Here is a 13,422-nt window from a genome sequence, read left to right on the forward strand (position 1 = left end):
ACCGTTTTTATTAGAACAGAAAAGTGGTTCAGCCTTTGCGTTGTGGCGCGGGCGGGCGGTTGTTTTCATTGAATAGATGGGGTTGGCGCTGCATCGCGGCCTGGTTCACCTGATCACTGAACGACACCGCAGCCTGGGGCCCGGAGGCAGGCTGAATGCCTGTCGCGGAAGCTTCGTCGACACGCGGTGCCCATGCGCTGAAGTCATCGAACAGACTGTCGCCACCGGTGAAGTACTCGCTGTCCTTGAACCTGAGCGATGGCTCCTGGTAGTCGACGGTTCTTTGTGATGCCTGGACGGCCTGAGTGACATGCAGGTCAGGGACGAAACCGAGCCCCAGACCAATCGACTCCGATTGTATTTGCCCGCCGACCGCCGTGTTATAGCTGGACAGGAGCGGATCGAGTCGGTCGCTGACCTGAGCCTGGGAGTCAATCACCGGAAGGGTGACGAACAGCCCGGGTACCATCGAACGCTGGACGCTCAACAGATCCAGATGCCAGTCCGGATAAACGTGACGCTCGACGTCTCCCGGTCGTTGGGATTGATCTGCTGTCACCTCGGAGGCCGGCGGCGGTGGCAGCACCGAGGAATCGATGCGTAACCGCAATTGCGCGCTGGAGAAGCCGCCATGATCATCGGTTATCCGGTAGGTGATCGTCGGTACCGTGCCAGTGAAGTTGTTGTCCGGCACGAACTGGTAGGTGCCGTCGAGCGCCAGCGTGAACGTCCCCACGCCGGCAATCAGCACGCTGCTGCCTGTCGCATGGGTGCCGGCTACCCCATTGATGCTGAAGTCGACCACGTGAATCGCGTCGTGCTCCGGATCGCTGTCGTTGCCGAGTACGTTGCCGTTGACGGGATCACCTTGAAGCCCGGTCCGCACACCATCGTCGATCGCCACGGGAGGCTCGTTGATGTGAATGCGCACCTGGGCGGTGTCGCTGCCGCCGTGGTTGTCGGCGATCACGTAGGTAATGGTTACATCACCGGTGACTCCCGCTGTCGGCGTGAAATTCAGGGTGCCGTCAGGGTTGATCGAGACGCTGCCGTCCGCGCTTTCGGCGTGGGTGACGGTCAGCGGGTCACCATTCGGACTGCTGTCGTTGCCCAGCACGTTGATGGACTGGATCGGTGTGTCGCGGTCCGTGAGCAAGACGCCGTCGTCAGTGGCGGCCGGCGTAGAATTGACGCTGATTGTCAGGTCGGCGCTGTCGGAGCCGCCGACGCCGTCGCTGAGGGTGTAGGTCACGGTCGGTACGCTGCCGAAATAGCTGGCGAGCGGGGTGAACAGGTAGCTGCCATCGGCATTCATGGTCAGGGTACCGACACCGCTGATGGTCGCGGTGTCGCCAGGGTTGAAGCTGCCGGAAACCCCGGCCACGGTGAATCCGCTGACGCTGAGGGGGTTGCCTTCCGGGTCGGAGTCATTGGGCAGTACGTTGCCGCTGGCCGGATGACCTTGCTGGACCGTTTGCAGGCCGTCATCCACCGCAACGGGCGGCGCGTTGACGCGCAGGGTCAGGTCGGCGCTGTCACTGCCGCCCACGCCATCGCTGATGCTGTAGGTCAGCACCGGCACGTCGCCGTGATAGGTCGAGGTGGGCGTGAACAGGTAGCTGCCGTCGGCGTTGAGGGTCAAGGTGCCCACGCCCGCGATGGTCGCGGTATCGCCGGGATTGAAACTGCCGGAAACCCCGACGATGGTGAACCCGCTGACACTGAGGGCATTACCGTCCGGGTCGGTGTCGTTGGGCAGTACGTTGCCGCTGGCCGGATGGCCTTGCTGGACCGTTTGCAGGCCGTCATCCACCGCAACGGGGAGCGCGTTGACACGGATGGTCAGGTCGGCGCTGTCGCTGCCGCCTGTGCCATCGCTGATGCTGTAGGTCACCACCGGCACGTCGCCGTGATAGGTCGAGGTCGGGGTAAACAAATAGCTGCCGTCGGCATTCATGGTCAGCGTACCGATGCCGCCGATGGTCGCGGTGTCGCCAGGGTTGAAGCTGCCAGAGACGCCGGCGACGGTGAATCCGCTGACGCTGAGGGGATTGCCTTCCGGGTCGGTGTCGTTGGGCAGTACATTGCCACTGGCCGGATTGCCCTGCTGGACGGTTTGCAGGCCATCGTCCGTGGCGACCGGTGCGGTATTGAGGTGGATGGTGATCGACTGGGTCGCGGTTTTCTGCCCTTCGGCGCCCTGGTCCTGGCCAGTGCCGGCAGTGCCGCTGTCGGTGGTGTTCGGGTTCTGGTCATCCAGGACGAAGTCGACTTGCACATCGGCGCTGGAAGACGTCGAAGGATCGGTGTTGCTGTAGGTGACGGCGCCCATGACCCTGCCAATCACCGCGCTGTCGGCATTGCCATTGAAGGTGATCAGCAGACTGCCCGAGCCATTGCTGAGGGTGCCGACGGTCACGCCGTCGACGATCAGGTCGCTGCCGTTGGTCTGGACACCTGCCGCATCGTTGCTGATGTCACTGTCGAAAAGACCAAAGACATCGTTGGCGTTGCTGGCGCCGTGACGGGCGATGGTCAAGGTTGCGCCCATCCAATTGTCCGGGCTCAAGTCCAGCTCGGGATCATGCACCGTCACGATGCCATCGCTGTCCAGGCGGACAGGGCCGCCCCCTTTGGTCGCGGTCTGGACGGTGCTCAGTCCCGAGGTGTCCGGCGTGTCGTTGACAGGGGTCACTGTCACATTGATCGTACGGGTCGTGATCAGTTGGGCGCTGCTGGAATCCGCGTAGTCGTAGTCGCCCGGGTTCTGGCTGGCATCATTGGTATCGCCGCTCAAGACACCAGGACGCTGGCCGATGCTTCCACCGTCGTTGACCGTGACCGTCACAGTGAAATTGCCGGTGTAGTCGGCGCCCGCCGGAGCGCCCGCGGCGGTTGGATAAGTGATGGTCAAGGCTTGCAGGCGCGCATTGACCTGAGCTTCGGTGGCCCCGGTGATCGTGATCGTATCGCTGCCCAGGCCGCCAAGGGTACCGCCGCTGCCGCCCACGCCGGAAATGACGCCTTGGCTGACGTGGACGGTCGCAGAGAACGTATTGGCGCCGTTGGCATCCGGGTCGCTGATCGAAAACCCACCCACGGCGCCGGTCAGGTTCAGGGTCGCCGAGCCTTCCTTGACCGTGACGTCCCCCGCGGTGATGGCGGTCGGGTCGTTGATGCTGGAGACGAACAGGTTGCGCGTGTTGCTCGCCACATTGAGCGCCAGTGAGCCAGGCAGTGCTGCATAGGGATCGATGGCGGTGGTGGGCGCGCCGACGACCGAGGCTCCCGACGGATTCAGACCGCCGTTGGCCAGGCCGTCAGGGTCCAGCGTGCCGGTCGCCACGTCACGGACGCGATCGTCGGCGATCACCTGCACCTTGTAGCTGGTGTCGGTGTTGGCCAGGCTGCCACTGAGCGTGACTTGCAGCCCCGCGAGGTAGGCGTTCACATTGTCCCGGCTGCCACGAATGACCAGGGCATTGCCCGCACCGGATTGAGTGTCATCGATCTCGAAGGTCGTATGGTCTTCGGTCGGTGAGCTGGTTGAATCGATAACGATGTCGGCATACGTCGCCTGGCTCAATGGAACGCCACTGGCGTCGGTCAGGCGGACCGTGACCTGGATGAAGTCTTGTTCCGGTGAAGCCGTTTCACCCGCGGGCGCGGTGATACCGCCGCCATCGACATAATCCGGATCGGCCACCGAGAAGCCCGGCACTGCCACCGCTACGCCCCCTTGGCCGACGGCCAGGTTGCCGCTGCCTGCCGCCACGGTCGGCGCATCGTTGGTGGCCTGCAGGGTAATAGCGAGTTCACTGGTCTGAGACACAGGTGCAACGCTGCCGCTGCCCGTGTCACCACCAATGGCGGCGGCGCCTTCGTCAATCCGTACACTGAGCGTCACGTCGCCCGCCGCCACGCCGTTGGCGTCATGGTTGGCATTGCTCGCGCTGGTATAGGTCAAGCCGTTGGTTGGGTCGTTGAGCAGCGTCTGAATATCGTCGGCACGTCCGACCAGCGTCAGGCTGGCGCTGTCATCGGCGCTGATGGTGACGGTACGACCGGAGGCCAAGGTGATGGAGGTCTGCGTGCCGGTGCCGGCAATGCCCAGTATCCCTTGGCCCGCTGGAACGCTGACCGTGACGGAGACCGGGACACCAAGTGCGGTGGATTCGGTGTCTTGCACCGTAATGCCACTGATGGGGGTTTGCCGGTCTTCGTTGATCTGCTGGCTGGCCGGGATCGTTACGGCAGGCGCGTCATTGAGGGTCGAGACGCGAATCAGCACGCTGGCCTGGGCGAGGTTCAGATCAGTGTTGGCGACCGTATCGGTATAGCCATTGAACTCTACAGAAGAGATGGGCTGACCGCTGCCGCCCGGGGCTGCCGCCTGGTTCACGGTACCACCATTGGCACCGGTCGTCAGGTTGCCACCGGCGTCACGCAACCGGTCATCGACGATGACCTGGATGCGGTACTGATGATCTTCGTTGCTGGGATCATTGACACTGGCGGACAGGGTAGCCAATGCCGCATTGACTTCGGCCCGGGTCCCACGCAATACCAGATAGTCGCCATTGCCGTCTTTATCGGCATCGCGAGTCGCGCCGCCGCCGAGACCGACCGACAGCGTGACGCCGGTATAGTCGCCCGCCGTAAAGGCCGTGCCATCGGTCTGGGTCAGGCGCACGATGACCTGTACCGAATCAGGTGTGTCGGAGCTGCCGCCCAGATCATCGGTATCGGCCACCACGAAGCCACCGACTGGGTTGTTGCTGGCGGTCGTACTGTCGAGGTTGATGGCGCTACCCGGAGCGGTCACCGAGGGCTTGTCGTTGGTTGGCAGGATCTCGATGTTGTAGGTCGAGGCCGTGGCGGCGGTACCTTGGGCAAACGAGCCGTTGTCGTTTGCGCTGAAATCGCCGTCGCTGACGATATAGGAGAACGAGTCGTTACTGGTTTCGCTACCGTTGTGCTGATAAGTGACGCGACCGGCATCGAGGTCGGCCTGGGTAAAGACCGAGCCAAGCCCTAGCACGCCGCCATTGAGCATCAGATTGCCGTTCTGTGGAATTGCAGTGAGGCGGTACTGGCGCTGCAGGCTCGAGTTGTCGTCATCGCCATAGAGCAGATGCGCACCCGCCACCGGGCCGTTCACGGCCCCTGAGCCATCGGCGTTGGCATAGCCGGTGGCACCGCCGATAACGGCGGATTCACCTTCATGGATGGCGCCGGCTTCGCCCGCGATCAGTTGGGATTTGGAACTCAGCGCGGGGGCGTCGTTGACCGGTGAAATGGTGACCGGTACGACCAGTGCCGCGCCTGTGCTCGATTGATTGGTGCCGGCTCCGATGGCCACGCCTTGGTCGTCGACCGGGACGACAGTGAAACTGTCGGTGAAATGTTCGCTGCCGTCATGGACATATTTGAGATCTCCCGCGGCGAGTTGCGCCGCGGTGACGGTCTGGTTCAACGTCACAGTGACACCGTTCAGGGTCAGCTCGCCGAACTGCGGCAATGAGGTGACTTGCAACACCACATCGTTGGTCGTGGCGTATTGGGTGCCGCCGCTGGCATCGGCCTGTCTGTCGGTGTCCGCGACCACAATATTGCCATTGGTGATGGTGACGGTGCCGCCTTCGGCGGTGAAGACCCGGTCATCAGTGACGGCGGTAGGCGTGTCGTTCTTCGGAACGATGTTGAGGCTGAAGTTTTCGGTCGCGGTGGTCAGCGTGCCGTCGGAGACAGAGAACTGGAAACTGTCGACGAAATGTTCATTACCGCTGTGCCGGAACGTGACAAGGCCGTTGTCCACGTCCGCCTGAGTGAAGGTGCCGAAGGCGCCGATCGCGACACCATTGACCAGCAGTGTGCCGCTGCCTGGTGTGACAAGGACCCGGTAGGTCAGCCCGTCGGCCGCGGTAAAATCGTCGCTGGCGCTCAGATCGGCGGAGGTGAGGATGTAGGTAGCCGCCTCATCCAGCGTCGCGGTCTTGTCGCCGGCGACGACGGGTGCGGTATTGGACGGCGGATCGGCTGGGATCGCGCCAGGCAAACCGGCCGGTTCGGGCGGTACGTTGACGCTGAAGGTATTGACCGTCAGCGGACTATTGGCGGTGTCGGTGTCGTAGATGCCTCCATCCCGCGCGCTTGGATACAGGCGAACGCCACCATCCTTGACGGTGAAGCTGATGCTGTCGGTGCGCGCCGAACCGGTATAGACGCGGACGTGGTACACGACGTTGCCGGCGTTGACATCGGCTTGGGTGAATTTTGACCCGACCACCAGCAAACCACCGTTCAGGGTGAAATAGCCGACGTTCTTGTCGGGCACCGCCGTGAGCGTATAGGTCAGGCTGGAAGTGAAGGAATCGCTATCGGAGACCTGCAACATGCCGCTGGTGACGACGCGTGTCATTTCCCCCGGGTCCAGGGTCTGGGTAATGCTGTGATCGAGCACCGGATCGTCGTTGTTCGGCAGGATGGTCAGGTTGACGGTCAGCGTCGATGTCTTTGGAACAAGGGTGCCACCGCCGTCGTCGGTGACCTTGAGGTTGAAGCTGTCAGTCGTGCCCGTTGTGCTGGGCTCGCTGCCGTCGTGACTGTAGGTCAGCTTGCTCAGGTCGCTGATGACGAACGTGGTGTTGGTAATCGCCACGCCGTCATAGAAGAGCGTGCCATGGGTGGGCAAGGTGTCCAGGGTATAGCTGTAATCGACACACCGGGGGCCTGGTCCGGGTCGTTGATCTGGATAGCGCCACGCGGAGTGCCGATCGGTGTGACCAGGTTGCCGTTGTCGGTCAGGCTGACGCTCTGCTCACCTTCGATGATGGTGATGGTGCCGCTTGATGTCGGTGCCTGATCGACCGGATTGATGTGAATCTGCACGATCTGATCGCGCAGCACGCCACCGGCACCGTCATCGATGGTCACGGTAAAGGCATCCGTGAGGCCGGCGGGGTCCGTAACCTGGTTGCCGTTATGGCGATAGCTCAGGTTGGCGATCTGGTCGATGGAAAAACTCGATCCGATCCCCAGCTCCTTGCCATTGAGCAGCAGGGTACCGTCGCTGGCCAATGCCGTGAGCTTGACGATGACCTGTTGCTGCACGTTATCGACCTCGTTCAGGCCCAGGTTGCTCTGGACGAACCCCTTGCCATCCGCGGTGTCGGTGGCCGCCGAGAAGTTCGCGGTGCCACCCTCGTCGACTTGCAGTGCCGGGCCGCTGCCGCTGATCACTGGCGTATCGTTGACGGGGGTTATGTTGATGCTGATGGTCTTGCTAGTGATGTTGCTGCCGTCGTCGCTGGTCAGGGTAAACGAGGCGCCACCATTGAAGTTCTGGTCGCCTGTGAACGACATGCCGTTCAAAGCCGCATTGATGTCCGCCAGGGAGCCGCTGAAGCTGACCGTCGCACCACCATTGCCGGTCAATCCGGTGAGACCGTTGGTGGTGGCCAGGCTCAATGTGCCGTGACTGGCATTCAGGGTGATGTGCTGAGTGGCAGTGTCGTCGCTGACACTGACCCCGCTGATCGCCAAGTGGCTATCCTCCGCACCGCTGCGTGGCACGATCGCGGTATCGGCGATGACGGCTGCCGCGCCGTCAAAAAGCATTCTCTGTTCGAGGGCGAACAGCCTGTTACGTGACACGGAAGACGCATCTGTACGGGATGGGATGCTTTTCATTGGTTCGTCCCTGGATTTTTGGTTTTATGGTTTACGCGGCGCGAACGGAGCCGCTGCTATGTCGGGCCGCAAGCAAGAACCTTGAGCCACGACAGCATTCTTTTTATCCATGGGGGAGCCGGGCTGAATCGGTGCCATCCCCTGCACCATCTGGCGATTAGAACGCCAGTACCTCGAGCCCGATGAGGGTTATACCGTGATTGCATGAAGCTATCAATGGCGTTTTGAGCGATCGATCACCGTTTTGCTGAATCCTTTGTGCGCAGCCCCGTTGGCTCGCGAAGCGGCCCTGTAATCAGGCATGTCTGAGTTCGGGACTGCTTCGCAATCCAGCGGGGCGGTGCGCCGGTTAAGGGGGGGGGTGACCGATTTATCGGCTCTCGCTTGACATCGCTGCTCGGCAATCCCTACCGCAACGGCACATAGATGTCCGTCTCCCACTGATCCTTTGGCGTTTCTGGGTATACGCTCAAGTAGTGAAAGAACAGCGGTTGGTCGCGAAGCTCTTCTGCGCTGTTTGGCAGCCAGTCGCGGTAGATCGGGTAGATGCTCTCGCTGATGAGATCTGTCGAGCCCACGTGTCGTACCACGGCGTAGCGACCGCCGGCGATGAGGGCGTCCCGTACACCGAAGGTGTTCGGCGTGACTGCCTGGTGTATCTCACCGCAAATGGCAAAGCGAAACGCCTCCGGCGGTGTGGTATCGGGGTTACTGAAGGGAATGCCGAAAGTACGACTCGATGCCACTGGCGATTGTCCGCTCTGCATGCGCCACTGGATGAAATGGCGCACGCTTTCATCGAGAAGCTGTGCCGGCCCGCGATGCTCGAGTGCGGCGACCCTGACTTCGGCAAAGTCCACGATATGTAGTTGCATGATGACGCTCCTGGAAAAGTGGGGAACTTCAAACGCCGCATTCCAGAGTTGCCAGCTCGGCCGCTGCCTGAAGGTACTCGGCGCCACGCCGAACGCTCGCCTGAAGGCTCTGCTGAACGCCTCGGGGCTTTCGAAACCGGCATCGAGGGCTGCCTCCAGCACTGCATAGTCCGCACGCGACGCCAGGCGATTGGCCGCCTGCCGCAGGCGCATCAATTGCACATACCGTGCGACAGGCAACCCCATGTATGCAGTGAACTGCCGATGAAAGTGAAACGTCGAGAAGTTCGCCACTTGGCTCAGCGTATTCACTGACAGGTCGCCCTCGAGATTGGCGTCGATGTAGGCGAGTACGGTGTTGAATCGCTTTATATAGGCAGCATCGGTCGATTTGGCTGGCACCGGGTACAGGCTCCTGGAAGGACGTTGGGCAACAGGATCGGTTATGCCGATAGGTGTTCGCCTAGCCGCATTTGCTCAAGGTCGCGAGCGTATTGGGCGCCAAACCCGGCAATCAATACTGCTTCGCTACCGCCATGTTGTACCGCGTTTGCAACTCGTCGTAACCGGCCCGGGCGGCGGCCAGGTCCTGGTTCAGCTCTGCCGCATCGGCTGCGCTGGTCCAGTGTTGTTGCAGGCGGTTGAGGGTGGCCAGCCATTCCTCGCCCGACAGACTGATCTGGCTCCAGACGGGCGGGCCGTCATTGGCTGAACGCAGGCGTGGCCGTGCCTTTACGAAGGCATCGGCGTCTGACCAGCTGTTTGCCAGGGATTGCTGCAGGCTGGACAACTGCTGCGCAGTCAGTGACGCGCCATTGGCCATCGCGTCGAGGGCATTGATGATCTGGCGGGCGCGAATCATGAAGCGCAGTGTGTGCCAATGCTGATCATGTCCAAGGCGTTCTTCGATGGATGCCAGTTGCTCCTCGCGGATGAGTAGCTGCGGCTGCTCCAGGGCTTGGCGCAGAGGTATCGCCTGGTCGCGTGCGTCCTGCAGCCGCAGGTTCAGGGCTCGCTCGATGGGTTCGAAGGGAGGCCGGTCTTGCACCCGAGTCGCAAGCCATCGTTCAGCGGCCTCGGCATTCGGTCGCAGGTTGTCATACGCCCCGAGGTAATTTTTGGCCAGGTTTTGCAGGCCACCGGGTTCGCCGCCGCCGAACCACCGATAGCAGGGTGATGGTTGTGCTCCCTGGGGGGGAATGACATCGCCCGAGCCCATGCCGAAACCGGCAAAACCCTTCCAGGGCCCATTTTTTTCGCGGGATTGAGCAACGAGGTTGCGGTAATCGCTGTAGCGCTGTTCCAGCAGGTCCGCGCCGTCCACCAGGCAGGTATTTATTTGCTGGACTGCCTCCCAGCGCAAACGGATCCCGTAGTCGATATTTGCTGTGTCTATCTGTTTGACCAACCAGCTCAGGCCCAACGAGGCGAGCACGGCGGTAGCGAACGCTCGGCTGCTGATCATGGCTGGCCTGCCTTGGTCGCGTCGGGCACGTGCCACTGGTCGGCGGACAACCGGGACGGACAGGGGGAGGCCGTGAGCTGGCGGGCGGCGCAGGTTCGCTGCGGCCAGGCCTGCAGGCCTTCATTCGCGGCGAGGGATGCGTTACCGGCCAGAACGCTGCCCAGCAGGAGCAGGGGAACAAGGATGCCGAGAAGGAGCCCGATCAGGATGTCCCCAGGCACCCGCTTATGGACTCGGGACAGAAAGGACGCACGACGTTCGGAGAACGTTTTTCCACTCAGGACCGCCGATACGGCGAGACTGCTGAAGTACGCGACTGCGCCGAGCATGCCTGCGGCCAGGTAGATGACCCCACCCAGCAATCCGACCCAGAGGCTCTCACGGATCGGCAGCGGGGCGGGACGTCGCAGGCTCAGCCAGTGGCCGAGGCGCGCATGAAGCTGTTGGTCCAGGCGCCAGGCGATACGGCTCAGCGGTTTGCAGGCTGCGTTGAGTCCCCAGGCGACGACGCCGAGCAACATCGCGCGAAGGAGCATGTCGACCACACTGGTATAGAACGAGCCACCCAGGCGATATTCCAGGAACCAGCTCATACAGGCGGACGTGCTGAGGATCGCCAGCGGCACGGCCAGGACCGGTGGTCGCCGGCGCAGCGGTCGCCAGTTGTCCGGGGCCAGTTGCGGCATCTGATACAGCAACTGTGAATAGCGAAGCTCGACGGTGCGATATAACGCTTCGCAAGCCTTCCAATCGGCATCGCTGAAGGTCAGGCTCAAGCGCATCCGGGCGTCTTCGTCGGCGGCTCCAAACAGCATGCGCGCTGCTTGAGACTCGTTGCTGTCGAAGAGCCCAGTGAGACGCTCCTGTTGTTGGAGAAACGTGTGGCAATGGCTGCGAGCCAGCAGTTGACTCCACCACGGCTCGGGGCAGGGACTATGGTGGCCGGTCTGCTTCCAACCCTGCTGCGCACACATGGCGTCGAACAGTTGTTCCGACCAGACCGGTGCTTGCAAGAGCGCGATGGCCAGGCTCTGGTTCAACCACTGGCGCGCGTCCAGCCCTTGCAGCCACGGACTGGCTGCCAGTTCACGGGCCAGTTCGAGGAAGCGTCCGGTGTCGGCGCAAGCTGCATTCAGGCGGGCCTCGGCCCATTCCATGAGCTTGCCGCGCAGCTGTTCGAGCGCTGCACGGGGCAGGTCCGCGTGTTGCCAGGGTGTCAGCCAGTGCAGGTGTCCGATGGCGGTCTCGGCGAGAGCGTAGTGGTCCTCGTCGATCAGGCAATGCTGCAGCAGGCCGTGTTCGAATTCCCGTGCGCATCCGTAAAGGCGAGCCTGGGCCAGGCGGTCCGGGAGGTTGGTCGCCGTGATCGCTTCCAGGCATTGCGCAGCCAGGCGCCGGGCTGGGGAGGGGGCTTGTGATGCCTGCGGCTGGGACAGCGACTGCGCAAGGGGTAAGTCAATGGACGCGGACGGTAACTCGACGACCACTTCCTCCTCCTCCTGCCGCCATTCACTCCACTCCAACGCCTGTTCATAAGCCTCTCGCAGTCGCTGGAAACCCTCAGGGTCTTCGTCAGGCCGATGGCGTTTGAGCAGGCTGGCATACTGGCGCTTGACGCTGCGCTTGTCGGCATCCTCTGGCAGACCCAATATTTCCCAGCAGCTCATCGCCAGACATCCTGCTCCAAGGCTTCGAGCTGCTCGGAGATCTGCGTGCGCAGGGCACGGATATCGTGCAGTTCCTGGGTGTCGAGCATTTGCGCGAAACGCGTGGCCAGGTCGTCGACCCGATGACGCAGTTCACCGCGGCTTTCCTGGTAAAGGCGTTCAAGCCGGGCGATCAACAAGGTGTTCGGCTGTTCGTCGCGGGGATGGACCTTCAACGACTCCAGGGCCTTGAGGCGCTGGGCGATCTCTTCTTCACCGAGCACGCCGGCGTTGTTGGCGATCACCAGATTGCGCCGTTCCCCGGTCTGCACGGTCAGCGCATCGGCTTCCAGCAGGCCGTTGGTGTCATAAGTGAAGCGCACGTCGATGCTCACTTCGCCCGCCGGCATGGGCGGCACGGCAATTTCCAGTTCACCGAGGAGAATGTTTTCGCTGACCTGGCGGCTTTCGCCCTGATAGACCTTCAGCAGAACCACCTTCTGCTGGTCACGCAAGGTCACCACGCGCTTGACCTTGCTCACCGGCACCACGCAGTTGCGTTCGATGATCGGCAGGTAGTGGCCGGTTTCGAGTCTGTTGCCGTACTCGACGGAAATCTCGATCCCCATCGAATACGGGCAGACATCCGTGAGCACCACTTCTTCGAGTGCCGCATCGCGGCTTTTCAGCCCAGCCTGCACGGCGGCGCCCAACGCCACGGCTTCGTCGGGGTTGAGCTGGATCGAGGGGAAGCGTCCGAACAGGCTGGCCGTCAGCTTGCGAACCAGCGGCATGCGGGTGGTGCCTCCCACCAACAAGACTTCGTCCAGTTCGCTGGCGCGGATACGTGCATCGCGCAGCGCTGTCTCGATGGGGGATCGAAGTCGGGTCAGCAGCGGGGCGTAGAGTTCGGCCATTGCCGCCTGGGTGTATTCATGGCGCCATTCGCGTTCGCCCTGGCGCGCCGAGAACGTGGCGCTCGGCTCATGCCCCAGGACTTTGCGCACGCGTTCGGCTTCACGGCGCAGGCGGCCGAACAACTGCGCGTCGTCCAGAGGCACCGGGCCTGCGGCAGAGCCGGCCTGGGCGGCGACGAAAGCCTGGAGCAGCAACGTGTCGAAATCTTCCCCGCCGAGGTAGTTGTCGCCGGCACTGGCCCGCACCTCCATCACACCTTCGAACAGCTCCAGGATGGACACGTCGAAGGTACCGCCGCCGAGGTCGAACACCAGGAACGTGCTGGCGTTGTCGCGCTGGTGCAACCCATAGGCGAGGGCGGCGGCGGTGGGCTCGTTGATGAGTCGTTCGACCTTGAACCCGGCCAGCTCACCGGCGATGCGCGTGGCTTTGCGCTGGGCATCGTTGAAATAGGCCGGGACACTGATGACGGCTTCCTCGACCGGCTCGCCGAAATGCCGTTCGGCATCTTCGCGCAGACTGCGCAGGACCATCGCCGACAGCTCCTCGGCACGGAACTGGCGATTGCCGAGCGTGGTGAGGCGGGCACTGCCCATGTAGCGCTTGAACAGCGAGGTCGTGACTTGCGGGTGGGTTTGCAAGCGTTCCAGCGCCGCGCGGCCGACCATCATCCGACCTTCATCATCCAGGCCTACCACGCTGGGAGTCAGCCATTCGCCGAGCGCATTGGGTACCAGCTGTGCAGCGCCATCGCGCCATGCCGCGATCAGGCTATGGGTGGTGCCCAGGTCAATGCCCACAATCATGTCCGTCAACTCTCCTTAGT

The 13,422-nt window shown here is 62.5% G+C and carries 6 protein-coding genes; all 6 read right to left on the reverse strand.

Annotation, left to right across the window (positions count from 1 at the left end):
- Positions 1-28: 28 nt before the first annotated feature.
- Entirely contained in the window at positions 29-6,694 is a 6,666-nt protein-coding gene (locus FBY02_RS18505) for an Ig-like domain-containing protein (protein ID WP_144929681.1), read from the reverse strand.
- Complete coding sequence (locus FBY02_RS18510) at positions 6,622-7,620, reverse strand: VCBS domain-containing protein (RefSeq protein ID WP_178115375.1); 999 nt, start codon at positions 7,618-7,620, stop codon at positions 6,622-6,624. Before FBY02_RS18510 ends, FBY02_RS18505 begins: the two co-directional genes overlap by 73 nt.
- A gap of 479 nt (positions 7,621-8,099) precedes the next feature.
- Positions 8,100-8,969 (reverse strand): GyrI-like domain-containing protein, encoded by an 870-nt coding sequence (locus FBY02_RS18515; protein WP_144929683.1) that lies wholly within the window; start codon positions 8,967-8,969, stop codon positions 8,100-8,102.
- Between the two features lie 112 nt (positions 8,970-9,081).
- Positions 9,082-10,032 carry a DUF3829 domain-containing protein gene (locus tag FBY02_RS18520; RefSeq protein ID WP_144929684.1) on the reverse strand — a complete coding sequence of 317 codons (951 nt, stop codon included), beginning with the start codon at positions 10,030-10,032 and terminating at the stop codon, positions 9,082-9,084.
- A complete protein-coding gene (locus tag FBY02_RS18525; RefSeq protein ID WP_144929685.1) occupies positions 10,029-11,699 on the reverse strand; it encodes a J domain-containing protein in 1,671 nt (556 codons plus the stop codon). The genes FBY02_RS18520 and FBY02_RS18525 overlap by 4 nt, the downstream gene beginning before the upstream one ends.
- On the reverse strand, positions 11,696-13,402 hold the full coding sequence (locus FBY02_RS18530; protein ID WP_144929686.1) for a molecular chaperone HscC: 1,707 nt from the start codon (positions 13,400-13,402) through the stop codon (positions 11,696-11,698). The genes FBY02_RS18525 and FBY02_RS18530 overlap by 4 nt, the downstream gene beginning before the upstream one ends.
- Positions 13,403-13,422 lie beyond the last annotated feature (20 nt).

Origin of the sequence: Pseudomonas sp. SJZ078 (assembly GCF_007828255.1) — a bacterium.
GTDB lineage: Bacteria > Pseudomonadota > Gammaproteobacteria > Pseudomonadales > Pseudomonadaceae > Aquipseudomonas.